The 23883-nt window shown below is 72.9% G+C and carries 27 protein-coding genes and 1 pseudogene; 6 read left to right on the top strand and 22 right to left on the bottom strand.

What is annotated here, in order from left to right; genetic code table 11:
• Window positions 1-32: 32 nt before the first annotated feature.
• From IEZ31_RS28515 to IEZ31_RS28470, 10 genes are all read right to left on the bottom strand, one after another.
• The gene (locus IEZ31_RS28515; RefSeq protein WP_190253077.1) at window positions 33-794 is read right to left on the bottom strand and encodes a CbtA family protein; all 762 of its coding nucleotides are present in this window, start codon (window positions 792-794) and stop codon (window positions 33-35) included.
• Window positions 795-808: 14 nt separating this feature from the next.
• Window positions 809-1030, bottom strand: a complete 222-nt coding sequence (locus IEZ31_RS28510; protein WP_190253076.1) for a CbtB domain-containing protein — start codon at window positions 1028-1030, stop codon at window positions 809-811.
• A 114-nt stretch (window positions 1031-1144) separates the two neighbouring features.
• Window positions 1145-2944: an APC family permease gene (locus IEZ31_RS28505; protein WP_229835925.1), complete on the bottom strand. Its 1800-nt coding sequence runs from the start codon at window positions 2942-2944 to the stop codon at window positions 1145-1147.
• A 220-nt stretch (window positions 2945-3164) separates the two neighbouring features.
• Entirely contained in the window at window positions 3165-3500 is a 336-nt protein-coding gene (locus tag IEZ31_RS28500; protein WP_190253074.1) for an SH3-like domain-containing protein, read from the bottom strand.
• Window positions 3497-4180 carry a thiocyanate hydrolase subunit gamma gene (scnC, locus tag IEZ31_RS28495; RefSeq protein ID WP_190253073.1) on the bottom strand — a complete coding sequence of 228 codons (684 nt, stop codon included), beginning with the start codon at window positions 4178-4180 and terminating at the stop codon, window positions 3497-3499. Before scnC ends, IEZ31_RS28500 begins: the two co-directional genes overlap by 4 nt.
• A complete protein-coding gene (locus IEZ31_RS59460; RefSeq protein ID WP_190253072.1) occupies window positions 4177-4482 on the bottom strand; it encodes an SH3-like domain-containing protein in 306 nt (101 codons plus the stop codon). The genes scnC and IEZ31_RS59460 overlap by 4 nt, the downstream gene beginning before the upstream one ends.
• A complete protein-coding gene (locus IEZ31_RS59455; RefSeq protein ID WP_190253071.1) occupies window positions 4479-4913 on the bottom strand; it encodes an SH3-like domain-containing protein in 435 nt (144 codons plus the stop codon). The genes IEZ31_RS59460 and IEZ31_RS59455 overlap by 4 nt, the downstream gene beginning before the upstream one ends.
• A 526-nt stretch (window positions 4914-5439) precedes the next feature.
• Window positions 5440-7407 (bottom strand): cellulase family glycosylhydrolase, encoded by a 1968-nt coding sequence (locus tag IEZ31_RS28480; RefSeq protein ID WP_190253070.1) that lies wholly within the window; start codon window positions 7405-7407, stop codon window positions 5440-5442.
• Window positions 7408-7418: 11 nt separating this feature from the next.
• Complete coding sequence (locus tag IEZ31_RS28475) at window positions 7419-9035, bottom strand: cellulose binding domain-containing protein (protein WP_190253069.1); 1617 nt, start codon at window positions 9033-9035, stop codon at window positions 7419-7421.
• Window positions 9036-9715: 680 nt separating this feature from the next.
• Window positions 9716-10111 carry a hypothetical protein gene (locus IEZ31_RS28470; RefSeq protein ID WP_190253068.1) on the bottom strand — a complete coding sequence of 132 codons (396 nt, stop codon included), beginning with the start codon at window positions 10109-10111 and terminating at the stop codon, window positions 9716-9718.
• Between the two features lie 164 nt (window positions 10112-10275).
• On the opposite strand from IEZ31_RS28470, the gene IEZ31_RS28465 reads away from it, so the two are divergent.
• Complete coding sequence (locus IEZ31_RS28465; protein ID WP_190253067.1) at window positions 10276-11412, top strand: sensor histidine kinase; 1137 nt, start codon at window positions 10276-10278, stop codon at window positions 11410-11412.
• 334 nt (window positions 11413-11746) lie between these two features.
• Window positions 11747-12412: a response regulator gene (locus tag IEZ31_RS28460; protein ID WP_190253066.1), complete on the top strand. Its 666-nt coding sequence runs from the start codon at window positions 11747-11749 to the stop codon at window positions 12410-12412.
• A gap of 19 nt (window positions 12413-12431) precedes the next feature.
• Here the strand turns inward: IEZ31_RS28460 and IEZ31_RS28455 are convergent, their stop codons facing one another.
• The 6 genes from IEZ31_RS28455 to IEZ31_RS28430 form a co-directional block, all read right to left on the bottom strand.
• Window positions 12432-13391, bottom strand: a complete 960-nt coding sequence (locus IEZ31_RS28455) for a DUF2332 domain-containing protein (protein ID WP_190253065.1) — start codon at window positions 13389-13391, stop codon at window positions 12432-12434.
• Window positions 13392-13422: 31 nt separating this feature from the next.
• Window positions 13423-14226 carry a LacI family DNA-binding transcriptional regulator gene (locus IEZ31_RS28450; protein ID WP_190253064.1) on the bottom strand — a complete coding sequence of 268 codons (804 nt, stop codon included), beginning with the start codon at window positions 14224-14226 and terminating at the stop codon, window positions 13423-13425.
• Window positions 14227-14521: 295 nt separating this feature from the next.
• A complete protein-coding gene (locus IEZ31_RS28445) occupies window positions 14522-15283 on the bottom strand; it encodes an ABC transporter permease (RefSeq protein ID WP_229835924.1) in 762 nt (253 codons plus the stop codon).
• Between the two features lie 23 nt (window positions 15284-15306).
• Entirely contained in the window at window positions 15307-16239 is a 933-nt protein-coding gene (locus tag IEZ31_RS28440) for an ABC transporter ATP-binding protein (protein ID WP_190253062.1), read from the bottom strand.
• On the bottom strand, window positions 16236-16607 hold the full coding sequence (locus tag IEZ31_RS28435; protein WP_190253061.1) for a hypothetical protein: 372 nt from the start codon (window positions 16605-16607) through the stop codon (window positions 16236-16238). The genes IEZ31_RS28440 and IEZ31_RS28435 overlap by 4 nt, the downstream gene beginning before the upstream one ends.
• Window positions 16607-17206: a helix-turn-helix domain-containing protein gene (locus IEZ31_RS28430; protein WP_190253060.1), complete on the bottom strand. Its 600-nt coding sequence runs from the start codon at window positions 17204-17206 to the stop codon at window positions 16607-16609. Before IEZ31_RS28430 ends, IEZ31_RS28435 begins: the two co-directional genes overlap by 1 nt.
• Window positions 17207-17353: 147 nt before the next feature.
• Between IEZ31_RS28430 and IEZ31_RS28425 the strand changes: the two are divergent.
• Window positions 17354-17500: pseudogene (locus tag IEZ31_RS28425) on the top strand (VOC family protein); the annotation flags it as partial.
• A 24-nt stretch (window positions 17501-17524) separates the two neighbouring features.
• On the opposite strand, the gene IEZ31_RS28420 reads toward IEZ31_RS28425, so the two are convergent.
• Entirely contained in the window at window positions 17525-17905 is a 381-nt protein-coding gene (locus IEZ31_RS28420; protein WP_190253058.1) for a DUF6841 family protein, read from the bottom strand.
• A 173-nt stretch (window positions 17906-18078) separates the two neighbouring features.
• Here IEZ31_RS28420 and IEZ31_RS28415 point away from each other — a divergent pair, with 173 nt between their 5' ends.
• The 3 genes from IEZ31_RS28415 to IEZ31_RS28405 all read left to right on the top strand — a co-directional run bounded on the left by IEZ31_RS28415 (window position 18079) and on the right by IEZ31_RS28405 (window position 20227).
• Window positions 18079-19020, top strand: a complete 942-nt coding sequence (locus IEZ31_RS28415) for an anti-sigma factor RsbA family regulatory protein (RefSeq protein ID WP_190253057.1) — start codon at window positions 18079-18081, stop codon at window positions 19018-19020.
• A gap of 261 nt (window positions 19021-19281) precedes the next feature.
• Window positions 19282-19521, top strand: a complete 240-nt coding sequence (locus tag IEZ31_RS60015) for a trehalase-like domain-containing protein (protein WP_190253115.1) — start codon at window positions 19282-19284, stop codon at window positions 19519-19521.
• Window positions 19522-19621: 100 nt separating this feature from the next.
• Window positions 19622-20227 carry an STAS domain-containing protein gene (locus IEZ31_RS28405; protein WP_190253056.1) on the top strand — a complete coding sequence of 202 codons (606 nt, stop codon included), beginning with the start codon at window positions 19622-19624 and terminating at the stop codon, window positions 20225-20227.
• Here IEZ31_RS28405 and IEZ31_RS28400 read toward each other — a convergent pair.
• The 5 genes from IEZ31_RS28400 to IEZ31_RS28380 form a co-directional block, all read right to left on the bottom strand.
• Window positions 20221-20433, bottom strand: a complete 213-nt coding sequence (locus IEZ31_RS28400; RefSeq protein WP_190253055.1) for a hypothetical protein — start codon at window positions 20431-20433, stop codon at window positions 20221-20223. The two genes, IEZ31_RS28405 and IEZ31_RS28400, sit on opposite strands and share 7 nt — an antisense overlap.
• A gap of 251 nt (window positions 20434-20684) precedes the next feature.
• The gene (locus IEZ31_RS28395) at window positions 20685-21281 is read right to left on the bottom strand and encodes a GNAT family N-acetyltransferase (RefSeq protein WP_190253054.1); all 597 of its coding nucleotides are present in this window, start codon (window positions 21279-21281) and stop codon (window positions 20685-20687) included.
• Window positions 21278-21880 carry an HIT family protein gene (locus IEZ31_RS28390; protein WP_190253053.1) on the bottom strand — a complete coding sequence of 201 codons (603 nt, stop codon included), beginning with the start codon at window positions 21878-21880 and terminating at the stop codon, window positions 21278-21280. The genes IEZ31_RS28395 and IEZ31_RS28390 overlap by 4 nt, the downstream gene beginning before the upstream one ends.
• Before the next feature lie 102 nt (window positions 21881-21982).
• A complete protein-coding gene (locus IEZ31_RS28385) occupies window positions 21983-23200 on the bottom strand; it encodes a sensor histidine kinase (RefSeq protein ID WP_190253052.1) in 1218 nt (405 codons plus the stop codon).
• The gene (locus IEZ31_RS28380) at window positions 23197-23871 is read right to left on the bottom strand and encodes a response regulator transcription factor (protein ID WP_229835923.1); all 675 of its coding nucleotides are present in this window, start codon (window positions 23869-23871) and stop codon (window positions 23197-23199) included. Before IEZ31_RS28380 ends, IEZ31_RS28385 begins: the two co-directional genes overlap by 4 nt.
• Window positions 23872-23883: the final 12 nt, after the last annotated feature.

Here is a 23883-nt window from a genome sequence, read left to right as displayed (position 1 = left end):
TCGCCGACGGGCCGGATGCGCGGTGCGGTTCGCTATCCCGTCCGGACGAGCCCGGCGTCCATCGTCTGAGGTGCCGTGGAGCGTTGTTCTGCGCGGTTGGTCAAGACGCCGAACAGCAGGCCGAGGGTTCCCCACAGGACCAGCTGGACGCTGACCGATGCCAGCCGGAAGCGCCACAGCAGGGTGGCGGGAAAGTCGGCGGGGACCTCGTTGACGGCCGGTAGGAGCAGTCCCGCGACGGCGACGACGGCAACGTACGCGCCGCCGGCGACCAGCACCGCGTTCCAGCTGCCGAGTCGGGGTGCGAGGCCGCGGGCGGCGATCACCGCGCCGATCGCGGCCAGCACGCTGATGCCGACCATGATGAAGTAGAGGGTCGCGCGCCGTCCGATGGTGTCCGGTTCGCCGACCGCGGGCGGGTTGGCCGGGTACTTCACGAACGGGACGAGGAACATCGCAACGAACCCGAGGCCACCGACCAGCAGCGCCGTGGCACGTGGCCGGAGCGCGCCGACGCGTCCGTGGCAGCAGGCGAACGCCATGGCGAAGATGCCGCCCAGGGCGGTGCCGTAGAGGAGCAGGGCGACACCCAGGCCGATGGTCGACTGCACGGCCCGGCTGACCGGTTCCGGCTCCGCCACGTCGGCGTGCGAGTGGGCATGGGTGTGCGCGTTCTCGAACGCGATCGCGGCACCGATCTGCGGTTCACCGAACATGCGCGCGAAGGCGAAGGCAAGTCCGGCGGCGATCACGCCGACCAGCATGCCGCGAATCAGGAGTGTACGAGCGGTCATGTCGTCGCGGCCGCTCAGTGGCAGGGGAACGACAGCAGGTGCCTGCCGTCGTGCGTGAACTCGTGAATGTACGTGCCGGAGAAGATTGCGGTGGCGCCCTGTTCGGCACCGACGAAGTACATCGCGAGGGCGGCCAGGAGCAGGCCGAAGACGGCCCAGGGCAACAGTTGGCGCAGCGGGATCGCTGCGGGCAGTGGTGCGTGGACGGGCGTCGGCAGGGCTGCGGTCTGGGACATCGGGAACCTCCATGAAGTGCTCAGCCGGCAGGTGGTGTCGAGGCGCACCCTCCCCCGCGATCCAGGCTGCAAACACCGCGGCAGAACTTCATCCCGCCCGGCGTGCGCGCGAACTCACGGGATGCGCAGCGGCATGGGCACGCTGGCGACGATGACGTCCGGGCGGGTCTTCAACGCGGCGGTGAGGGCCACCTCGAGATGGTTGTGCAGAAAGCGGTAGCGCAGCCGGTGCGGCAGCGCCACCGGGATCAGCACGACGATCTGCTCGTCACGCTCTTCGCGGAGTTCGTCGACGAACGCCACGATGGGCCGGGCGACCGAGGCGTACTCGGTGTGCAGGATCCGCAGCGGCACGCCCGGGTCCCACCGGGCCCACCGCTCGTCCAGCTCGCGGTCGTGCTCCGTGTCCTGGCCGGCGTCCTCGGCCACGACGTGGACGGCCACCACCCGCGAGCTGATCGAGAGTGCTTCCGCGACCGCGTGCTGGGTCAGCCGGTTCACCCCGGTCACCGGGACCACCACCATGGTGGGCTTGGCGCTCGGCCGGTCCGGAATCGTGTGCAGGCCGAGCGCGCGCCCGCAGCGCGCGTAGTAGGCGTGGGTGCGCACGAACAGCGCGATGAGCGCCGGCACGGCCAGCACGACCACCCACGCGCCGACGGTGAACTTGGTGACCAGGAATATCACGGTGGCCACCGCGGTCGTGGCCGCGCCGGCACCGTTGACGACCGCCCGGTACCTCCAGCGCGCCGGTCGGGTCTTCCACCAGTGCTTGACCAGCCCCGACTGCGAGAGCGTGAAAGCGGTGAACACCCCGATGGCGTACAGCGGGATCAGCCGGAGGGTCTGCCCGCGCACCGCGACGAGCAGCACCCCGGCCAGGCCGGCCAGCACCCAGATGCCGACGGCGAACACCTGCCGCTCGTCGCGCAGCGAGAACAGGTGCGGCAGGTAGTTGTCGGCGGCGAGCCGGCTGGTCAGCACCGGCAGTCCGCCGAACGAGGTGTTGGCGGCCAGCATGAGGACCACGGTGATGGTCAGGGACATTACGTAGTACGCCCAGTTCCTGCCGATGGCGAGGGCGATGACCTGGCTCAGCACGGTCTCACCGGAGCGGGGACCGATGTGCCAGCGGTACGCGAGGACGGCCAGGCCCAGCAGCATCACGCCGAGAATGCTGCCGAGCAGCAGCTCGGTCCGCTTGGCCCGGACCACCCGCGGTTGCTTGAACAGCGGCACGCCGTTGGCGATCGCCTCGACGCCGGTCAGCGCGCTGCACCCGGCGGAGAAGGCCTTCAGTACCAGCAGGACACCCACAGCCTCCAGGCCCTGCGTGGACGTCAGCGGCTGGCCCTGGCGAGGTGTGTCCTGCGCCAGTGGGTGGATCAGGCCGATCGCGATCACCCCCAGCAACCCGACGATGAACAGCATCGTGGGCAGCAGGAACGCCCGGGCCGTGTCGCCCAGGCCGCGCAGGTTGAGCGTCGTGACCAGGGCCAGGATGCCCAGGCAGATCGGGACCGTGGCCGGGCCCAGCGCCGGGAAGGCCGACGTCAGCGACCCGACCCCGGCGGCGATCGAGACCGCGACGGTCAGCGTGTAGTCCACGACGAGCGCGGCGGCGCCGAGCAGCCCGACGCTCGGCGGGAAGTTCGCCCGGCAGACCGCATACGTGCCGCCGCCGCCCGGATAGGCCTCGATGACCTGGCGGTAGGAGAACACCAGGATGGCCAGCAGCACGACGATGGCGATCGAGATCGGCAGCACCAGATGCAGCGCCGCGACTCCGGCCGCCGCGAGCACGGCGATGATCGCTTCCGGCCCGTACGCGACCGACGTCAGGGCGTCGAGGGAGAGGGCGGGGAGTCCCTCGATCGGCGTGATCTGCTGCTTGGCCGCCTGCCGTACCCGCACCGGGGGGCCGACGAGGAATCGCCATACCGCCGCCGCTGTGCCCAATTGCCCGCCGCCTGCCTTGCCGTGTCGGTCGGTACGTTTTCCATCGCGGCGATGTGGTCGGCGTCGAAGGCCTCAGCTGCTGATGGTGCCAGCACGGGATGTGGGGAGCCGCCGACGTGCCCGCCCGGCGCTGCCGGCGGCTGACGCTACCACCACGTGTTCCAGGGCGGGTTGATCAAACGTCCTCGAGCCTGGAGCGGACCTGCCGCATCTTCGATCGCAGCTCCTGCTCGTCCAGGATGCCCTGCTCGAGGAGTAGATGCGCCACCACGAGCGCCGATCTGGCGTGGACGGGATAGTCCGCGTAGACGCTCTCGCCCAGCCGGTCCTCGGCTTGCCGGCGTTCAAGGTTGTCGAGCGTGCCGCGCCAGGACAGGCACTCGCAGGTCGCCTGCATGCTCGACTCCCACGGGTCCGGCCTGCGGTCCAGCTCGGGCAGGCTGCGGTCCTTGCGCCGGCCTTCGGCGCCCATGATGTCGATCAGGACGTCATCGGTCCTTACACCGGTCATCGGCGGCCGCCAGTCTTCGCGTTCGGGGGCTGGGCGGCGGTCCACTCCGGGTTCGGCAGGGCGACACCGATCATGGTGTCCCGCGTCACGATCGACGCGAGTTGCTCCTCGGTCCACCCCTCGGTGCCCTCCGGACGCATGGGCATCACCATGAACCGCGACTTCTGGTTCGAGTCGTGCACCCGCACCTCGACGTCCGGCGGCAGGTGCAGACCGAACTCGGCCAGCACCTCACGCGGCCGCCGGACCATCCGCCGCCGGTAGTTCGGCGTCCGGTACCAGTCCGGTGACATCCCGAGGACGGGCCGCGGGTAGCAGGAGCACAGCGTGCAGACGATCACGTTGTGGACCTTCGGCGTGTTCTCCAGGACGTAGAAGTACGTGTAGTCGCTGGGCGTGCCCTTCCCCGTCGGGTCGAGCCAATCGACGCCCACCTCCTTGCTCGTCTCCGTGCCGTCGCTGAGCAGCCGCTGCTTGAAGGCCGGGTCGAGCCACGCCTTGGCCACGAGCTGGGCTCCCTTGGCCGGTGTGCGGGCCTCGGCCCACTCGGAGAAGCGGCGGTGCTCCTCGGCCGAGAACAGGTCGTGTTCGATGGCAAGCTCGCGCACGGCGAGCTCCAGCACCTCGAACTCGCTGACCTCTGTGGGCCCCTCGACGTGGGTGTGTTCGGCGGTACTCACTTCGCCCCTGCCTTCGCGGGTTCGAGCCAACGTTCGGAAAACTCGGTCTCCAACGTGTCGACGTCGAAGCCGGTGTAGTTGGGCCAAAGATCCTTCTGCTGGAACCGCACCACGTAGAACGGCTCGTGACGGCCGTTCTCGTCACGGCCCCACGCCTCGTCCTCCGGGATGACCCACTCGGGCCGGTTCTCGGTGACGACACCCGTGCGTCCTCTGGCGTACCGCTGCGTCCTGGTGTGGAACAGGCTGGTGGTGTCGCGCACCGTCACCTGGTCGCCGATCGAGAAGCGTCGCTGTGTCATGACGTACCTTTCAGCCGGGCTCGTACCTCGTCGATCTTCGACGACAGTTCGTCGGGCGTGATCAGCCCTCTGTCGATGAGTGTCTTGGCGGCGACCGTGATCCACCGTGCGTAGTACGGCAGGCCGTAGTACAGCGTCGCCCCGAGGTCGTTCTCCGCCCTGCGCCTCATCTCGGCGTTCCACGTTTCGTGCATCGCCAGGCATTCGCAGGTGACGTACGTGTTCATCTCCCAGGGTGCTTCACCCTTTTCCTTGTACGGTTCCGGCAGTGCCGGCTGTCCACCCACGTCGTGCAGGACGCTGCGCAGCGCCGCGTAGGTCTCGTTCGAGATCTCGTAGGGCGAGTCCATCGGGATGCGCTCGACCGGGGTTATTCCGGCGATCCCGTGCGTGATCTCCTCGAAGCGGGTATTCAGCGTCGATGTGCTCATAACTACCTCCATTGCTCGGTCACGGCCGGACCACGTTCCGGGGCGGTGACAACCGGGCGCAGGCCGCTCGCTCGGTCGCGAGGGACGTTCCTGCCCGGATTGGGCCCGAGGACGCCACCGGCCGGCGGTAGCTTGCTCGACATGCGGACCCAGGGCGCGACGATAGTTCCGATGAACGTCAATGACAGTTATCGCGGAATGCCATCGGGTGCTCCGCACAGAGGGCCCGATCTCCAACCGCAATGCTATCCAGGCAGGCGCTGGGAGGCTGCGGGTTCGTCGGGGGCGTTCGGCATCTCCTGCCGGCTATCACCCGCGGTAACCGACCGGGCCGTTGTGCGGTGTGCCGCACCAGCGGACGGCGGGTGAAGGTCCCCGAGGGCGCGGCTGGTGCCGGTGAGCCGGACCTCGGCCGGTTGACGGATGGCGAGGAGTCCGAGGGCCTGGGCGACCGGGCCGGCCTGACGCCGGGGGCAGTGCGGGCCGGCGCACGGGGGCGCACGGGGGCGCCGGCCCGCATGCGGCGTTACTCGGCGCGCAGGTAGTCCACGTCGTAGACGCCGTTGCCGTCGAACCAGACGTACACCGACCGCACGTCCGCCAACGCCGTGGCATCGCACGACATCGCTGTCGCCAGATCCACCTCGATCGTCGTCGTCGTGGCCGCGCCGGCGTAGCCCCACGTCGACTGGCACCACGCGTACGCGTCGCCCGTCTGCACCGCGATGCTGTACGAGGTGCCGGCGGTACCGGTGCGAAGATCGAGCCTCAGTGCTGACTTCCCGGACAGGTCGGCCCGCTCGGGCAGCGCCGCCGCGCCGAACCAGCCGCCGTCGGCGGTCGTCACCCGCAGGCCGGAGCCGCCGTGCGGGTGGAAGTCCGCCGTCTGCGCGACCGCACCCGCGTTGGCCTGCCAGCTCGCCGGTGCCCAGCCGTCGGTGCCGGTCTCGAACGACGCGAGCACCAGCGGGTCGCCCGGCCGGTTCTTCACCGTGACCCGCAGCTCGGCGACGTTCGATGTCCGGCCCGCCAGGTCGCGCACGGTGTACCGCGCGACCGAGCGGCCGACGAAGCCGGCGGCCGGCGTGAACGTCACGACGCCCGTCGCCGCGAGCGTGAGCGTGCCCCCGGCGACGGTGACGCTCGTCTGCTGCCCCGCCGCCACCGGATCGAGGTCGATCGTCGACGGCTTGACCTTCGTGCGGTACGCGATGTCGTTCAGCGCGGGGCTCAGCGTCACGGGCTCGTCCCGCAGGGTCTGCGCAGCGTCGTGGTCGGCGACCGGCGGGCGGGAGCGCTGCCCGTGCCGCAGCTCGTCGCCGGCGTTGCCGATCGTGGTGCAGACGGGGCTCGGGCAGTACACCGTGAAGCCGTCGTAGTCGGGATAGTCCGTGCCGTCGTCCTGGACGCCGGACAGGATCCAGTACAGGAACCCGTCGATCCTCGCCCGGACCGCGGCGTCGGTCCACTGCTGGTAGACGACGTTGCGGGTCGCCTTGTCCAGCAGCCCGAACTCGCCGAGCATGACCGGTTTGCGCAACCGCCGCGCCAGGTCCGCGTGGGCCTCGATCCAGCCGGTGCCCCTGGCCGGGTCCTTGTTCCAGTGGTCCGGGTAGAGGTGGAACGAGGCCAGGTCGATCGCCGGCAGCGCGGCGAGCGCGGCCGAGTTCACCCCGTCGGCGCAGTTGAGCGTGAAGTCGGCGCTCGACCGGTCGGTGCACAGGAAGCCCTCGTCACCGGCGCTGATCAGATGCTTCCGGTCGACGCCGCGGATGTACCGGCTGATCTCGCCGGCCCAGCCCGTGACGGTGGCGTCGGTGCACGACGCCGAGCGCGGGTACACACCGGAGCCGACGCAGCGGGGCTCGTTGGCCAGCTCCCACGCCATGACGGTCGGGTCGTCCTTGTACTTGACGCCGGTCAGGCTGTTCGTCCGGTTCAGCACGTGGGCGATCCAGTCCCGGTACCAGCCGCGGATGACCGGGTCGGTGTAGAACTGGTCGTGGTGGGTGCCGCCGCGCCAGCGGACATACTGGTCCATGCCGCCGAACGCGCTCCAGTTGTTCGTCAGCGGGACGACCAGCTTCAGGCCGTGGTCGCGAGCCGACTTGAGCACGTAGTCGAGGCGCTCCAGGCCGTCGGCGCCGTCGTTGTACGCCGGCCGGGTGCCGTCCCAGTACTGGAAGTAGACGCCGTTCTCCTTGTGGTGCACCGAGTTCGAGTCGTCCTGGTCGCCGATGTCCAGGAAACCCCACGTGCGCAGCACCGTGAACCCGGCACCGGCCGCGTCGGCGAACACGTCGTCGACCATCGCCGGCGAGCGATACATGAGATAGTAGTTGTTCGATCCGGCGAACCGGAACGGCCGGCCGTCGAGGCTGAGGTCCGCGCCGTCGCGGGTGACGAAGCCGTCGTGCCGCACCCCGGCGGACGCCGCGCCGGCGCTCGCGACGACCGCGAGCCCGGCCAGTGCGGCGATCAACCGTCTGATCATCGGTCGCCTCCTCATGCCGAGACGCAGGTGGTGCCGTTGAGGGTGAAGGAGGCCGGCACCCCGTTGGTCCCGGCGACCGAGGTGGCGCTGAAGCCAAAGTTGAGGCTGCCGCCCGCCGGGATGGAGGTGTTGTAGCTGGGCGGGTTGGTGGCGGTGACCTGCTTGCCGCTCTGCGTGGGAACGGCGTTCCACATGTTGATGATGACCTGGTTGCCCGGGAAGCTCCAGCGCAGCGCCCACCCGTTGATCGCCGTGGAACCGGTGTTGGTGATGGTCACGTCACCGTTGAAGCTGCTGCCCCAGTCCGCCAGCCGGTAGCGCACTGTGCAGGCACCCGCCGGCGGGCTGTTCGACGGACTGGCCGACACCGACGGGCTTGGGCTGGCGCTCGTGGACGGGCTTTTCGACGGGCTCGCCGACACCGAGACGCTCGGCAGGACGCCGCCGCTCTTGGCGATCATGTTCGCGGAGTGGGTGCGGAACGCGGCCAGTTCCGGCGCGCCCTTCATGACGCCGAACTTGCCGTCCACGTTGGTCGCCGAATACCACCAGAAGGCGCTCCCGTCGCCGCCGGCCGCCTCGAAGTCGGCGAACAGCGCCGAGAACCAGGCGCTGCGGTCGACGTTGTGGACGTTGAACTCGCCCATGAAGAACGGCTTGCCGACGACGTTGTGCGAGTCGTTGATCCAGGCGCGGATCAGCGCCTTCGTCTGCTCGATGCCCAGGTTGGCCCACGACTCGGTGGGGTACGGGTGGGCGGAGGTGAAGTCGATGTACGGCGACTGGTGGATGTACACGAACGGGTTGCCCTCGTCGCCGCCGAAGCCGTACCGCGACTCGTGCCCCTCCAGCCCGGTGCCGAGCAGGTGGTTGGGATCGATGCCCTTGACGAAGGCGCCCATCTCGTCGACCCAGGCCCGCAGCGTGGTGCCGGAGGTGTTCTCGTTGGGCGTCTGGTTCTCGTAGCGCGGCTCGTTCATGAGCTCCCACGCCATGATCGTGGGATCGTCCTTGTACTTCACGCCGCTGTAGTGGTTGGTGCGGTTCAGCGCGTACGAGACATAGTTCTTGTACGAGGTGAAGCAGCCCGGACACTTCAACTTGTTGAAGAACTGCCCGCGGCCCGGTTGCCCGCCGGACAGGCCCTCCCACTGCAGCCGGGTGTCGATCCCGCCGTACGCCTCCCAGTAGTTCTCGAAGACGGGGATGAGCCGGATGTTGTGCGCCCGCGCCGACTCGATGACGTAGTCGAACTGGGCGAACTCCTGCTCGTTGTAGACGCCCTTGGCGGTCTCGAACCCGTGCCAGCTCTCGTGGCTGAACATCCACAGCCGCAGCACGGTGACGTTGTCGGCGGCGAGGTTCGCCATGTGCGCGTCGATCTTGGCCTTGTCCATGTACTGCGTCTCGGTGTCACCCGAGCCGGCTCCGTACGTGAACACGTCGTAGGTGTTGGTGCCGGCGAAGTAGAACGCCTTGCCGTTGAGGCAGAAACGGATGCCGCAGCGCTGCACGAAGGCGGTCGCCGCGCCGGCCGGGTTCGTCCCGGCCAGCACCACGACCGCCCCGACCGCGGCCATGACCACGGCCACGAGCACGCCGAACCATCGGCGGGGTGTGTTGCCCATTCGGTTCCTTCGCTTCCTGATCGATCGGGCGGGGTGTGGGGCCCGCCACCCCGTCGGCGCCACAGGGCAGCGGCATTGATCGCGATCAGCTAAAGCGCTTAAGTAGCGGCTACGCTACGACCCCGCGCCACCGCAGTCAAGCCGAAGGATCTTCGAACTTATCCGCTTCACATAGGCGCGCACCGCGCGCCTATGTGGTCGGTCTGGAAAACTCGCCCGCGAAGGCGTCAGGGGCACTCTGCCGCCGCGCGGACCGCGCGTCCGTCAGCGGGCCGTCGCGCGCCGCTCCGGGGCGTCGCACCTCCCGCCCCGCCCCCGCCCCGCCCCCGCCCCGCCCCCGCCCCGCCCCCGCCCCCGCCAGGCGGCCGGGGTGCGACCGGCTTCGGCCAGTTGACCTTGGTGGATCTCGGTCGCCGGGGCGGCGGTAAGTCACCAAGGTCAACTTGAGGCCACCCCACGGTCCCAGCGCGACGACCTCGGCCGCCTTGCTGAGCGCCGGCCGCGCCGCGACGGCGCCGGCCGCCGCGGCGGCCGCGCCGCGAGCCGACGACCGCGCCGCGACGACCTCGGCTGCCTTGCTGAGCGCCGGCCGCCTTGCTGAGCGCCGGCCGCCGCGGCCACGTCGGTGTGGCCGCGGCGGCGGTCGGGCGGGGCTGCGGCGGCGGGGCTGACGGTGGCGGTCAGGCGCGGAAGTGCTGCCGGCTCGCCGGCAGGGCGAGCAGCCCGGCGCCCACCGCGACCACGGCGAGGAACACCAGCGAGGCCGACTCGCCGAACACGGTCAGCTTCACCAGGCTGAACGCCGTCTGCGCGGCGAGCAGGCCCAGCGCGCCGCGCAGCGCGCGGCCGCCCCGGCCGAGCCGCAGGCCGGTGACCACGCAGGCCAGCGACATCAGCACCGCCCAGGCGGCGACGGCGTAGTCCCGGCCGGACATCGGCATGGTGAGCGAGAAGGCGACGGACGCGACGAGCTGGAACGCGCCCAGCGGGACCAGCAGGACGAACTGCGCGATGCGGACCGCGACCGGGACCCGCTTGCGGGTGGCGACCGGCGCGACGGTTTCGGTGATGCTCATGGTGTACCTCCGGTGAGACGTGACTTCGATGCCGCCGATCCTGCGCCCGGCAGCGGCCCGGGCACGTCGACCCGAGGGCGGAACCTGTCCTGCCGCACTGGTCTGACCCGCGGCTCAGCCCAGGGGCTGACGACAAGCGGGGCCGGGACGCCTACCGTTGCGTCGTGCCCGCCGCCGTGTCCCGGTGGCCGCGGCCCGAGACGGTGGATCGGGTCGCCGCCGCCGTCCTCGCCGCCATCGCGCTCGCGCAGGTCCTCGTGTTCCTGCCGATCGCCCCGCCGCTCGCCGGCGCCCTGATCGCGCTCGGCTCGACCGCGCCGATCGCCTGGCGGCGCAGCCAGCCGGTGGCAGCGGCCCTCGTCGGCTCGGCGGTGTGGCTGGTGCCCGCCGACGGTTTCGTCCTCGTCGGGTATATCGCGGCGTTCCTGCTGTTCTTCGCGGTCACCGCCCACGTGCCGGACCCGCATCTCGCGGCCGCCGTCGTGCTCATCGGCACGGTGTTCTCGATCATCGGCACCGCTGAGCAACCCGCGCACGCCGGCGACTTCGTCGGCGCCGTCGTGGGCGTGCTGGCCCCGGCGGCGGTCGGCGTCCTCGCGCGCCGGCAGCGGCGCCGCCAGCGGCGGCTGGAGGAGCTCGCCGCGCACCTCGAGCAGGAGCGCGACCGCCGCGAGCGGGCCGCGGTCGCCGACGAGCGCGCCCGCATCGCCCGCGAGCTGCACGACCTGGTCGCCCACGCGATCAGCGTCATCGCCCTGCAGGCCGACGCCGCCGAGGCCGCGCTCGAGCGGGACCCCGCCCTGGCCCGGCGCCCCCTGTCGACGATCCGCGGCAGCGCCGGCCAGGCCCTCACCGAGATGCGCCGCCTGCTGGGCGTCCTGCGCGCCGACGAGAGCGACGCCGCGCTGGAGCCGCTGCCGGGCCTGGCCCGCCTGCCCGCCCTGCTGGACCGCGCCCGCGACGGCGGCCAGGCGGTCGACCTGGCGGTGGACGGCGCCCCGGTGACGCTGCCACCGAGCCTCGACCTGTCGGCGTATCGCATCGTGCAGGAGGCGCTGACCAACGCCGTCAAGCACGCCCCGGGTGCTGCGGTGCGGATCGGCTTACGCTGGCGCCCGGACGCCCTGGAGATCGCCGTGCACGACCAGGGCCCGGGCGCGCACGGCACACCCTCCCCGGACGCCCACGGCCTGGTCGGCATGCGCGAGCGAGTCCGCATCCACGGCGGCGCCCTCACCACCGGCAACTCGGCCGACGGCGGGTTCGAGGTGCACGCCCGTCTCCCGATCGAGGCCACATGACACCCACGGCCGCTGCCACCGGGCCGGCTTCGCGCGCCCCCGCCCGGCCCCGCGCCGTCCCGCTCCCACCCCGCGCCGTGGTGCGAGCCCGGCCGCGGTTCGAGGCCAGCCCTCAGCGCCGCCTCATGGTCCGGGCCGGGGCCGGCACTCGGCGCCGCCTCGTGGTGCGGGCCGAGCCCGGCGCTCAGCCCCGCCTCGTGGTGCGGGCCGAGCCCGGCGCTCAGCCCCGCCTCGTGGTGCGGGCCGGGGCCGGCGCTCGGCCCCACTCCCCGGTCCTGGCCTGCCCGCGGGTCAAGGCCGGTGCCCAGCTCCGACACCAAACTCGGGCGGCGGCATGACGAGCGTGCTCATCGCCGACGACCAGGACGTCGTGCGGTCCGGGCTGCGGCTCATCCTCGAGGTCGCCGGCCTGGACGTCGCCGGCGAGGCCGAGGACGGCGCCGAGGCCGCCGCCCTCGCGGAACGCCTACGCCCCGATGTGGCGCTGATGGACGTGCGCATGCCCGGCACGGACGGCATCGCCGCGACCCGCCGGATCGTCGAGGCCGGCCTGGACACGCGGGTCCTCATCCTGACGACGTTCGACCTGGACGAGCACGTGTTCGCCGCGCTGCAGGCGGGGGCGAGCGGCTTCCTGCTCAAGGACGTGGGCCGCCGCCAGCTGGTCGAGGCGGTGCACACGGTGGCCGCGGGCGAGGCCCTGTTCGCCCCGTCGGTGCTGCGCCGCCTGGTGGACCACTACGTGACCCGTCCGGCCGCCGCCCCACCCGCGACGGGCCTGGACGACCTCACCGCGCGGGAACGCGAGATCCTCCAGCTCATCGGCCGCGGCCTGTCCAACACCGACATCGCGGCGGACCTGGTGATCTCGATGGCGACCGTGAAGACCCACATCCGCCACCTGCTGCAGAAGCTCGCCCTCCGCGACCGCGCCCAGGCCGTCGTCCTGGCCTACGAGTCCGGCCTGGTCGTGCCCGGTTCCCCACCGCCGCGGCCGTAGCCCGGCCGGGAGCGCTGCGTCAGCCGAACCACCGCATGGCCTCGCCGTGGCCGCGGGTCCAGGCCAACGGGGTGCCGTCGAGGGAGAGGACGTTGTGCAGCGTGCTGTCCGGGGGTGGCGGCAGTGACTCGAACGGCACGACGTCCGGGGCCTCGACCGAGATCCAGTGGGCCGGCAGCGACCGGACCAGGTCGACGAACGCCGCTCGGCGTGCGGGCGGCACCTGGTACAGCACCGAGGTGTGGAACACGACCAGGGTCGCGTCCGGCGGCGCCTGCGCGGCCAGCGCCGGGAGGTCGTCCACCAGGTCGCCGCGGACCAGCACCGGCGGGTCGGCGGCCGCGATCGCGGCGGCGGCGCGCAGGCGGGCGCGGCGGTGCTCGTGCTCGGGCCAGATCAGCGCCTCCAGCCAGGCCAGGTCGGCGGCGGCGGTCACGTCGAGCGGGTTCAGGTCGAGGCCGGCCCGCCACGCCACCGACGGTCGCCCCGGCGGCGGCACGGCGCCGGTGAGGTCGCAGTCGAGGACGGGTTCGCCGGCGCCGACGACCGCCCCGCCGTAACGGTATGCGTACCGGTCCGGGTACAGGCCCAGCCCGGCGGCGCAGCCGACCTCCAGCAGCGCGAGCGGCTGCGGCAGCCGGGCGAGCGCGGGCAGCAACAGCGCGCACCGGCCGGCCTCGTTGGTCTGCGTGGACCTGGTCCGCAGCCCGTCCTCGACCGCCGGCCAGTGCTCGATCGTGAAGTCGTGAAATGCCGCAGGATCCGCAGCGGTACCACCGAGGAAGCGCACGACAGCCAGCAGCAGGTTCGGCTGGCGTTTGGCCGGCGGCACGGTCTCCAGCAGCGCCAGGACGGCCTCGTCGCGGGCGATGGCCAGGCACAGCCGCTCGTAGGCCGGCGACACCCCGCGGGCCTCGCGGACCGCGAAGTCGGCGTACGCCGCCGCAGTCGTGCCGCGCTCCCCCGTCACACCGGACATCCCATCACCTCGCATCGCGCGGCGCCAGGCATCACTGTGGGGCCGGACCGGTCGAGCCGCCGATGACGAGCTCGGCCGGCACCTCGATGCGCGACGGCACCTCGGCGGCGCCGTCGAGCAGCTCCAGCAGTACCGCGGCCGCGTGGTGGCCCAGCTCGGCCCACCGGTGCCGTACGACGGTGAGGTCCGGCCGGGTGAACGCGCCGAGACCCGCGACGTCGAACGCCGCGACGGACAGGTCCCGCGGCACGCGGATGCCACGCTCGTGCGCGGCGCGCAGGACGCCGGCCGCCAGCCGGTCGTCGCCGCAGACGACGGCGGTCGGCGGCTCGGCGCGGGCGAGGAGCTCCCGCGCGGCCAGCCATCCCGCTCGCTCGTCGGCGCCGTCGACCAGGCGGACCCGGCGCGGTTCGGGCACGACGGCGAGCCAGCTGTGGGGCGGCGCCGCGTCCCGGGCGTCGGCGACCGCGGCGATGCGGCGGTGGCCGAACCCGACCAGGTGCGTCACGATGCTGCGGGCCCCGGCCCGCTGGTCGGACCACACCGCGGCGTCGTCGCGCCGCGGCGGGGGCCGGGTGTCGACGAGCACGCAGGGGTCGCGCCCCGGCTCGCCCGGGCCGACCAGGATCGTCCCGCGGACGTCGGCCGGGTCGGCCGGTGCGGCGCCGAGCCGGACCGCCATGCCGTGCCGCTCCAGCGCGTCGGCGACGGCCCCGACGACGAGCCGGTGCGGGCCGGCCAGCGAGTACGCGCACCGCACCGACACCGCACCGGCCGGCACGGGATCGTCCGGCAGCGGCGCCGTCGACAACGTTGAGGTACTGAGGTTCTGCATTCCATCCCCTGTCAACGCCGAGCCCGGCGCGTCGCCCCGGCGACGGTGAGCCGCCGGTGTTGTCGGGGTCGTGCAGCTGGACGCATGTCGACCTTCCCAAGGGCGCGGGTGCGAGAGCGCTTTCCAGGCGGTTTAACAGTAAGTTTGTTTACTGGTGAGAGCGCTCTCATGTCTGCTGTTTGTACGCGTGCCCGCACTGGCATGTCAAGGTCGACCACGATGCCGATCCATCCCGACGCCGCTGACCTGCATCTGTCACTGGAGGCCGGGATGGAAGTGACGTTCGATCCGGCGGTCAGGTGATGTCGCGGCGCATGGGGGCGATCACGGCGATCGCCGAGGCGGTCAGCGCGTACGCGGTGAGCAGGAGGGCGCCGGCTGCCGGTGGGAGGAGCTGGACGGCGCCGCTGCCGAGTTGTTCGGACATGGCGTCGGCGAGGTAGGTGAAGTCGATGAGCGCGGCGGTGGCTCCCCCGGGCAGGACCGGGTAGAGCGTGTTCACGCCGGGGATCATCATGAGCACCGGCTCACCCAGGTACAGGTAGCCGATCACGACGCTCAGGGCTGCGACCTGGTTGCGGATGAGGGCGCCCATTCCGACTCCGATGAGCAGGTACACCACCATCGCGACGGCGATGCGGGCGAGCAGCGCCAGCACGGTGGCGGCCGGCAGACCGAGTGAGACACCGCGAGCGGCAGCGACGGTGAACAGCGCCACCGCGGCGGTGCTCGCGAGGATGAGCCCGTATGCAAGGCCGACGACCGCGTAGGTGGCGAGTTTGGCGGCGAGCACCCGCCCGCGGCGCGGCGCGAACAGGAAGGTAACGGCGGCGGTGCGGTGCCGGTACTCGGACGTGACCGCGAGGGTGCCGGCGGCCGCCGGCACGAATGCGGTGATGCCGAGGATGCCGAGGATCGAGCGGAGGCCGGTCTCGGTGTCCAGTCCCGGCATCGGCGGGTCGAAGTTCTCCGGGCCGACCAGCGCCATGGCGCCGATCATGCCGCCGCCCAGCAGGGCGGCGGCGAGCAGCAGTCCGCCCCACATCCGGGTGGCCATCAGCCTGCGAAACTCCGCTTTGATCAAGAGATGCATCGGGTGGCCGCCTCGTCGGTGGTCAGGTGGAGGAAGAGTTGTTCGAGGCTGGTGCTTTCGGTGACCAGCTCGTGCACCCGCAGGCGGCGGGCGGCAGCGAGGTCGGCGACGCCCGGCGCGTCCAGCCCGTGCACTCGCAGCCGGTCGGGCCCGACGACTTCGACGAACGGGACGGCGCCGCCGTTGGCCGGGCCGGCCGTCAGCGCGGAGGCGAGGGCCTCGGCGTCGGGTGAGGTGACCAGCACCGCCGGCGGGCCGGCGAGCCGGGACCATGGCCCGGCGGCGACGAGTTCGCCGCGCCGGATCACCACCACGTCGTCCACGAGCTGTTGGATCTCGCTGAGCATGTGGCTGGAGACCAGGACGGTGCGGCCCTGGTCGGCCAGCCGGCGCAGCAAGCCGCGCAGCCACGACATGCCCTCCGGGTCCAGGCCGTTGCCGGGTTCGTCCAGCAGCAGTACGCGAGGGTCGCCGAGCAGCGCCGTGGCGAGGCTGAGCCGTTGCCGCATGCCTGTGGAGAACCCGCGGGTGCGGCGGTCGGCGGCCTCGGCGAGGCCGAGCAGGTCCAGCAGTTCCGTGACCCGGCTGTCCGGACAGCCGCCCATCGCGGCGTAGACGCGCAGGTGGTCGCGGGCGGTGTGGCCGGGGTGGAACGCGTTGGCATCGAACACCGCGCCAACCGTGCGCGACGGCCGGGCCAGCCGGCTGTACGGCTGCCCGCCGATCGTGGCGGTGCCGCTGGTGGGCGACACCAGCCCGGTCACCATCCGCATCGTGGTGGTCTTGCCGGCGCCGTTCGGGCCGAGAAACCCGGTGACGACGCCGGGTTCCACGGTGAAGCTCAGATCGCGTACGGCGGTGACGTCACCGAAGCGCTTCGTCAGGCGCGACACTTCGATCGCCAGGCGGTCGCCGGTCATGCGCGGGCCGCCATCGCACGCCTGATCGTCTCCGCGAGGCCCGGCGCGGCCGGGCTGGAGAGCACGACCTCGTCGAACTCGCCGCCGGCCGCCGCCCGGTCCAGCACCAGGCGCAGCCCGGGCTCGCCCCGGCGGGCCGCCACGAGCTGCCGGGGACCACCGAACAGACCCCAGACGCCGACCTTGGCGAAGCCGGTCACCGCATACCCCCGCCGGGCGCCACGGGCCAGCCGGAGCGGGTTGTCCACCTGGACGACCTGCCGCACCGCGGTGAGCGGCAGCGAGAGCCGCTCCCGCCAGATCCACATCCGCTCCCAACCGGTGAACCGGATGTCGATCGCATTGCCGGTGACCGTGATCGATGCCATCAGTCATCCCCTTTCGTCGTGCCGGAGTCGTCCGCCGGCCCCGGTGCCCGCTGCTCGGCCGGCCGGTCGGCCGGCATCAGAACGGTCGCCAACAGTCGCGGTATCCGCCCGTCGCCTGGCTCGTTGCGGAGCAACGGCCCGACCAGCGCGTTGAAACCGGCGGCGAACTCGCCCAGTTCGGCGTCCGTCAGGTGCAGCACGAGCTGCTGGTATCCGACACCGTCGGCGGCGAAGTCGATCCGCTCCCGGGCGAGGTAGCGGGAGAACTCCGACAACAGACTCGACATGAACGCCGTGAAGTAGCGCGCATGGTCCTCCGGCGTGGCCGTGGCCAGGGCCGCCGCGTCCAGCGTCGCGCCGTGCGCGGGCAACGCATATACCCGCTCGACGGCGCCGCGTACCTTGCGCTCCTTGACCACGTCGAGCAGCCCGCTCTTGACCAGCGTCGCCAGGTGCCGATACATGGTGGCCTGCGGGATGTCGGGCAGCAGCTCGACCAGGTCGTGCGTGGTCAGCCGGGCGCCCGCGACCGCCCGCAGGATCCGGATCCGCACCGGGTGCAGCGCCAGCTCGGCCCAGCGCTCCCTCGACATCTCCATGGGGCAATATTATCACTATCGAGAATGATAATGAAACACGCCGATGCCGATGCCGGTGCCGGTGCCGGTGCCGGTGCCGGTGCGGGCGTGCAGGCGGGCGCGGTCCCACGCGTCGCGGGACGCTGACGCCGGGAGACGGCCCACCTCGACCTCAAGGTCGCCGACGTGGAGGCGGCCGCCGCCGAGCTGATGGCGTCCGGTGCGAGCCGGCCCGCCTTCCAGCCCGGCGACGGCGGCGGTTGGCTGGTGCTCACCGACCCGGCCGGGCACCCGTTCTGCCTGACCGCGGGCTGAGCAGCGGCAACATCGTGTCGTACCTCACGTCAGGCCCTGGTGGTTGAGGTACAGCACGATGCGCATCGCCTCGCCGTCGTCGTGCAGCAGGAACGACGACGACAGCAGCACCGGGTCGCCGCCGTCGGTGCGCGGGGCCGACCACTCGGTGCGCACCAGCCGGTAGTGGTCGTCGAGGGCCTGCACGCGCAGGTCGGTCAGGGCGGCGCGGCCGACGCCGGCGTCCGCGAACATCTGGGCACGCCGCGGCAGGGCTTGCAGGAACAGGTCGCGGGTGACCGGGCGGGCGCCGGCGGGGTCGGCGGTCAGGAAGGCGTCGGCGAAGCAGCCGGCCAGGGTTTCGGTGTCGAGGGTGTCACTGGCGACGCGGAACGCGTCAAAGAAGGCGCTGACTCGGTCGTTCATGCTGCCAACCGTAGGACGCCTAACCTCTCATCATAGTCGATGATGCACCTTTCTTCCAGTACCGACCGGATCGTTCCCGGTCAGCCGGACCGGCATTGCTGGCCAACGCCGCTGGCAACCCGGCAGCGACCTGCGCGGCGGGCTACCCTCCCTGCCATGGGGAACGTGGGCCGATGAGGACGGGCGCGGCGGCCGGCCACACCGGATACTTCCACGAGGCGATCCGCTACGACTCCGACGAGCACCTGCTCGCGGTCGTGGTGCCGTTCCTGCTCGGCGGGGTCGACGCGGGCGAGCCGACCATGGTCGCGTTCGGCGAGCGCAATGCCGGGCTGGTGCGCGCGGCACTGCCGGCCGGCTGCCCGGTCGAGTTCCTGACCGGCGGCGAGGTGTACGCCCGGCCGGCCGGCGCCATCCGTGCGTACCGGCAGCTGCTGGCCGGGCACGTCGCCGCCGGCGCCGGGCAGATCCGCATCGTCGGCGAGCTGCCCGCCGAGGCGCTCGGCGCGACCTGGGACTGGTGGGCGCGGTACGAGTCGGCGATCAACCACGCCTACGACGAGTTTCCGCTGTGGAGCATGTGCGCCTACGACGAGCGCACCACGCCGGTCGCGGTGCTGGCCGACGTCGACCGGACGCACCCGCGCACCGCCCGGCCGCACGGCCGGCACGAGCCGAACCCGCAGTACACCGAACCGGAGCTGTTCCTGCTCGAGAACCGGCCGCTCGTGGCCGACCCGATCCAGCAGGGGCCGCCGGTCGTGGACCTGGCCGGCCCGACGTCGGCCGAGGCGCGGGAGGCGGTCCGCGCGGCCGAGCTCGACGCCGCCAGGCGGGAGGACCTCGCCCTCGCGGTCAGCGAGATCGTCACGAACGCCGGCATGCACGGGCGGCCGCCGGTGCGGATGCGGGTGTGGGCCGGGCCGGGGCGCGCGGTCGTCACGGTCACCGACGGCGGGCCCGGGCCGGCGTACCCCTACGCCGGGCTGCTGCCGGCGGCCGGCGACGCCTCGGCCGGTTTCGGGCTGTGGATCGCGCACCAGACGTGCAGCCACGTGAGCCTCCACCGGTCGCCGGAGGGCTTCACCGTCCGGCTCGTGCAGCGCGAGCCGTGACGCAGCGGCGTCCTCGCCACCGGGCATCCCGCCGGCGCTGATCCGGCCGATGTCCGGGACGCCGGTGACCGGGGGCGAGCACCGTGGCGTGGTTCTGGACTGGTACCTCGGGCGCAAGGGCGTGGCGGGCCAGTTCACCGGCGGGCGCGGCCCCCGCTTCGGCGCGAACCTGTACCGGCCGCGCGACGAGCACGCCGACCGCGGCGCCCACGGCGGCCGCGGTGGCCCTCGCCCGGCGCCGCCGAGGCGAGGAGGCCCGCGGTGGCGCTGCGGATCGAGGACTACGGACTGCTGGGTGACCTGCAGACGGCGGCGTTGGTCGGCCGGGACGGGTCGATCGACTGGGTGTGCCTGCCGCGGTTCGACGCACCCGGCCGCTTCGCGGCGCTGCTCGGCGACGAGCGGGCCAGCCACGTCGGGCTGGTCAACGCCGCCCGTCACCTGTCCGGCACCGATCCGGCCGGCCTCGACTGGTCGCGCGTGAGCGCCGGCCACGGTTGAGCGTGGCCGGAGAAACGTCATACGACTGTCATGCGATTGCGGAAGTTCGGCGACATGCACCTCGGAAGGTGGCAAATGCACCCGATGAGGGAGGAGCCGCATGACCGCGCTGCTGAGCCGGGACGGCACGAACTTCAGCCTCGCCTGCGACACCTGCGGCCAGCTGGTCGCCAATCTGGCGCCGGCGATGGGCACGTGGCAGGTCGCGTGGAGCCTGTTCGTCGAGGACGGCTGGCGCGGCGCGCAGCGACCGACCGGCCCGCACGCCTGCGGGCGCTGCGCCACACCGCGCAGCCTGGGCATGGTCGAGGCGTCGTTCGGGCGGGCCACCCCGCCGGGCCGCGGGCCGCAGCCGGTGACCTGGCGCGAGCTGGACGGCGTCACCGTCGTCGAACTGCCGGGCACGCTGCAGCCGGCGACCCACGCCCGGCTCCACGACCTGCTGGCCGAGGACATCCGGCCGACCCGGCACGTCGTGTTCGACCTGAGCCGGCTGGCCGCGGTGGACTCGGCCCTGCTGGCCGTCCTCGTCGCCGCGCACGAGAACGCGGCCCGGCACGGCCGGCGGATCTGCCTGGCCGGCGGCGCGGAGCGGGTCACCGCCGCGCTGCGGATGCTGTCGGTCGAGGATCTGCTGCCGAACTTCCCCGATGTGCCCGCGGCCCTCGCGTGGCTGACGGCCGCGCCGCCGGGCAACCGTCAGTGATTGCCGGTGGCCGCCGCCTGCGCGGTGCAGCGGGGGCAGCCGTGCGGGCCGCCGGCGGAGCGGTCGCCGATCCATCCGTGCCGGCGGAAGAGGCTCCAGGCGAGGTCCCAGCTGTGCAGGTTGGCGCCCAGGTGCTCGACCACCAGGCCGCAACCGTCGCAGACCAGGTCGAAGTCCGTGCCGTCCGCCAGGTGCAGTGCCGTCATGTTCATCCCTCCGCACCGTCCGGTTCAGCCGCCCCCACCAGCTTCACTCCGGGTCATGAAAGCCGTTCCGCAAGAATATGACGATTTGACGACATTCGCCGCCCGTCGGGGCGAATGTCGCCCCGACGGCGGCGGACGCCAGCGGCCGGCGCAGCGGCTGAGCAGCCAGCCCGTCATCGCGCGCACGGCCGATGGCGCGCTCGTCCGGGTCGAACGTGGTGAAGTGCGGGGTGCACGCCGTGGTGCTGCCCCTACCGCAGCTCGACGCGCATCACCGCCCGGCGCGGCGTGGGGCGGCTGACCTCGGTGAACCCGGCCGCCGTGAACACGCCGCTCGTGCCGACGTAGAGGTCGCCGGTCGCGACCCGCTCGCCGGGCCCGACGACGATCGGATACCCCTCGACCGCCGACGCGCCCCGCGCGCGGGCGTGCTCGACGGCGGCGCGGGCGAGGGCGTGGCTGACCCCGCGGCGGCGGTGGCCGACCCGCGTGACGAAGCAGGTGACGCACCAGACCTCGTCGTCGCCGCGGTCCTCGGCGCGGCCGGACCACACGACCCGGCTGGTCCGCAGCCGCGGGTAGGCGGTCCGCCGGTCGAGCGCGCACCAGCCGACCGGCTCGCCGTCGAGGTACGCCAGCAGCCCGGCCGGATCGGCCCGCAGCGCCTCCCGCCGCTCCTGCGGGCCGGTGCCGCGCCAGGCGGCGTTGTCGCACTTGAAATACTGGCACTGGCAGCGGACCGGCTCGCCCCGCGGCCCGAACACGGCCTGGAGGTCGTCCCACCGTTCGGCGTCGGCCGCCACCACCGAGATGCTCGGGCCGGCACCGTCGCCACGGGGCGGGGTCATGCCACGCGCCCGCCGTACGAGGCGGCCAGGGCCCCGGCGACGGTCGCCGCGTCGGCGTCGGCCACGTTCTCGGGGTACTCCGGGAGCAGGTCGTCCCAGATCACCATCCACGAGCCGTACAGCTGGGCCTGGCCCTCGGGCCGGGCGCAGAACCAGACGTGCAGGTGGGCGCCGCCGTCGCCGACGCGGTAGACGTGGGCCCGCGTGATGTGCGGCAGGGCCTGCATGTGGCGGGCGATGTGCACGGTCAGCACGCCCAGCTCCGCGGCGAGCGGGTCCGGCAGGTCGGCCAGGTCGTGGTGGTCACGCGGATGCAGCATCAGGACCAGGGGCAGGCCGGCCTCCGGCACGCGCGTCAGCCGCCACCGGTCGTCGAGCCAGATGCCCTCGTCGCGGCGGCGGCACGAGTTGCAGTCCGCTGGGTCCTCGCCGTGCCGGGGCGGCTCGGGCAGCACCGGGGGCCGCAGCGGGGCGACGCGCAGCCCCTCGGGCTCGAACGGGCTGATGTCCCAGCCCGTCATCCGCGCGAGCGGCAGGCGGCGTTCCTCGTCGGCGGCGGCCAGGGCGTGGTCGTAGAACTCGTCGGGTCGCAATGCCATGGCCGGTACGTTACGCGGGCCGCAGCGCCCGCAACTGCCCGCGGCAAATCGGCAGCCGGCGCAGGGCAAGCGCGCCGGCCTCTTCTCCGGCCGTACCCGCGCCTAGCCGGTGGCGGCGCCGGCCGGGAGGACCATGGTGAACCGGGCGCCGTCGCCGGGGCTGCCCTCGATCCGCAGGTCGCCGCCGTGCGCCTGCAGCACCTCCTGGACCAGGGCCAGCCCGAGGCCGAAGCGACGGCCCGGCCGGTCGGCGGCCTGGTCGCCGCGCGCGAAGCGGGCCAGCAGCTGCTCGGCGCGGGCCGGGTCGAGCCCGGCGCCGTCGTCGACGACCGCGAGGCAGACGCGGCCGTCCTCCCCGCCGACGGCCACCGTCACGGTGCCGCCCGCGGAGACGTGGCCGAGGGCGTTGTCGACCAGCGCCGCCAGCGCCCGGCGCAGCGACGAGCGTATCCCCGTCACCACCAGCGGGCCCGGGCCGATCTCGGCGCGGAGCGTGACGTGCTGCGCGGCGGCGTAGGGCTCGACCGACGCGACGACCTCCCTGGCCAGGCCACCGGCGTCGACCGGCACGCCGTGGGCCGGCCGGTGCGACAACTCCGCGGACAGCAGCAGGTCCTCGACCACCTCGCCGAGGATCCGGGTGTCGGCCACCAGCTCGGCCGCGCCGGTGCGCAGCCGCTCGTCGCCGGTGGCGCGGTCGAGCCGGCGCTGCAGCAGTTCGGCCCGCGTGTGCAGCACGGCCAGCGGCGTGCGCAGCTCGTGGCTGGCGTCGGCCACGAAGCGCCGCTGCAGTGCCAGGGCACGGGCCAGCGGGCGTACCGCGCGCCGGCCGAGGACGGCGCCGAGCGAGGCGGCCGCGGCGATCCCGGTGAGCCCGGCGATCAGCACCGACCGGACGAGGCGCTCGCCGGACTCCTCGCGGGCGGTGACGTCGAGCAGGCCGACCGTGCGGCTGCCGTCGGCGCGGTCCACCGCGTACGCCTCGAAGTGCCGGTCCCCGACGCTGGCGTTGCCGCGCCCGGCCCGCAGGCGCATGAGGTCGATCCGCGCCATGGCGGGCGGCGCGCCGGTGCTCGCCTCGACGGCGCCGTCGGCCGTGCGGCGCAGGAGCACGACCCCGTCGGCGGCGACCAGGTCCGGGCCGGCGGCGAGCGTCACCGCGCGCACGGTGCGCTCCTCGGCCAGGTGCTCGGCGCGGATGGTCAGCGAGAACGCCAGCACGCTGACCAGCACGACGGTGGCGGCGACGGCGGCGGCGACCTGCACGGCGATCACCGTGGTCGCGCGTCGCAGCAGGCGCGCCTCGGGGTCGGCCGTCACGTGGTACCGATCTGGTAGCCGAGCCCGCGGACCGTCCGGATCACCGGTCGGCCCAGCTTGCGGCGCAGGTAGTGCACGTAGGTGTCGACGACGCCCGGATGCTCGGCGGCGTCGAACACGAGGGTGCGCAGGTCGTTGCGGCTGAAGACCTGGTGCGGCCGGGCCGCCAGCGCCTGCAGCAGGGCGCATTCCCGGTCGGACAGCGCCACCGCGGCACCCGACTGGTCGCGGACCTGCCGGGTGGCGACGTCGAGCCACCGGTGGCCGACCGGCAGCAGGTCGGCCCGTTCCCGGTGCCGGCGGCGCAGCGCGCGCAGCCGGGCCAGCAGCTCCTCGGCGTCGAACGGCTTGGTCAGGTAGTCCTCGGCGCCGGCGTCGAGCCCCTCGACCCGGTCGGCGACCGTGCCGCGGGCGGTGAGCACGAGCGCTGCCGTGGTGACCCCGCGGCCGCGCAGGCGGCGCAGCAGGTCGAGTCCCTCGATCGCCGGCAGCCGCCGGTCGAGCACGAGGACGTCGTACGAGCGGGACAGCCCGAGGTGCAGTCCCTGCTGCCCGTCGCGGGCCAGGTCGACCAGGTAGCCCTCGTCGGCCAGCAGCTCCCCCAGCACACCGGCGAGGCGATGGTCGTCCTCGACGAGCAGCACCCTGGGCGGCGCGGGCTGGTTGACCACGGCCCAAGCCTG

The sequence above is a fragment of the Dactylosporangium sucinum genome (genome assembly GCF_014647515.1).
In the GTDB taxonomy this organism is placed as follows: Bacteria; Actinomycetota; Actinomycetes; order Mycobacteriales; family Micromonosporaceae; genus Dactylosporangium; species Dactylosporangium sucinum.
Note: the sequence above shows the minus strand (reverse complement) of the source record. Positions and strands in the feature narration are given on the sequence as shown.

Excerpts from the sequence above, each read along its gene's own strand:
- IEZ31_RS28515 (WP_190253077.1), bottom strand. The coding sequence starts at position 794 with ATGACCGCTCGTACACTCCTGATTCGCGGCATGCTGGTCGGCGTGATC.
- IEZ31_RS28510 (WP_190253076.1), bottom strand. The coding sequence starts at position 1,030 with ATGTCCCAGACCGCAGCCCTGCCGACGCCCGTCCACGCACCACTGCCC.
- IEZ31_RS28500 (WP_190253074.1), bottom strand. The coding sequence starts at position 3,500 with ATGACCGGTGTAAGGACCGATGACGTCCTGATCGACATCATGGGCGCC.
- IEZ31_RS59460 (WP_190253072.1), bottom strand. The coding sequence starts at position 4,482 with ATGACACAGCGACGCTTCTCGATCGGCGACCAGGTGACGGTGCGCGAC.
- IEZ31_RS59455 (WP_190253071.1), bottom strand. The coding sequence starts at position 4,913 with ATGAGCACATCGACGCTGAATACCCGCTTCGAGGAGATCACGCACGGG.
- IEZ31_RS28480 (WP_190253070.1), bottom strand. The coding sequence starts at position 7,407 with ATGATCAGACGGTTGATCGCCGCACTGGCCGGGCTCGCGGTCGTCGCG.
- IEZ31_RS28475 (WP_190253069.1), bottom strand. The coding sequence starts at position 9,035 with ATGGGCAACACACCCCGCCGATGGTTCGGCGTGCTCGTGGCCGTGGTC.
- IEZ31_RS28470 (WP_190253068.1), bottom strand. The coding sequence starts at position 10,111 with ATGAGCATCACCGAAACCGTCGCGCCGGTCGCCACCCGCAAGCGGGTC.
- IEZ31_RS28460 (WP_190253066.1), top strand. The coding sequence starts at position 11,747 with ATGACGAGCGTGCTCATCGCCGACGACCAGGACGTCGTGCGGTCCGGG.
- IEZ31_RS28455 (WP_190253065.1), bottom strand. The coding sequence starts at position 13,391 with ATGTCCGGTGTGACGGGGGAGCGCGGCACGACTGCGGCGGCGTACGCC.
- IEZ31_RS28450 (WP_190253064.1), bottom strand. The coding sequence starts at position 14,226 with ATGCAGAACCTCAGTACCTCAACGTTGTCGACGGCGCCGCTGCCGGAC.
- IEZ31_RS28445 (WP_229835924.1), bottom strand. The coding sequence starts at position 15,283 with ATGGCCACCCGGATGTGGGGCGGACTGCTGCTCGCCGCCGCCCTGCTG.
- IEZ31_RS28440 (WP_190253062.1), bottom strand. The coding sequence starts at position 16,239 with ATGACCGGCGACCGCCTGGCGATCGAAGTGTCGCGCCTGACGAAGCGC.
- IEZ31_RS28435 (WP_190253061.1), bottom strand. The coding sequence starts at position 16,607 with ATGGCATCGATCACGGTCACCGGCAATGCGATCGACATCCGGTTCACC.
- IEZ31_RS28430 (WP_190253060.1), bottom strand. The coding sequence starts at position 17,206 with ATGGAGATGTCGAGGGAGCGCTGGGCCGAGCTGGCGCTGCACCCGGTG.
- IEZ31_RS28420 (WP_190253058.1), bottom strand. The coding sequence starts at position 17,905 with ATGAACGACCGAGTCAGCGCCTTCTTTGACGCGTTCCGCGTCGCCAGT.
- IEZ31_RS28415 (WP_190253057.1), top strand. The coding sequence starts at position 18,079 with ATGAGGACGGGCGCGGCGGCCGGCCACACCGGATACTTCCACGAGGCG.
- IEZ31_RS28405 (WP_190253056.1), top strand. The coding sequence starts at position 19,622 with ATGACCGCGCTGCTGAGCCGGGACGGCACGAACTTCAGCCTCGCCTGC.
- IEZ31_RS28400 (WP_190253055.1), bottom strand. The coding sequence starts at position 20,433 with ATGACGGCACTGCACCTGGCGGACGGCACGGACTTCGACCTGGTCTGC.
- IEZ31_RS28395 (WP_190253054.1), bottom strand. The coding sequence starts at position 21,281 with ATGACCCCGCCCCGTGGCGACGGTGCCGGCCCGAGCATCTCGGTGGTG.
- IEZ31_RS28390 (WP_190253053.1), bottom strand. The coding sequence starts at position 21,880 with ATGGCATTGCGACCCGACGAGTTCTACGACCACGCCCTGGCCGCCGCC.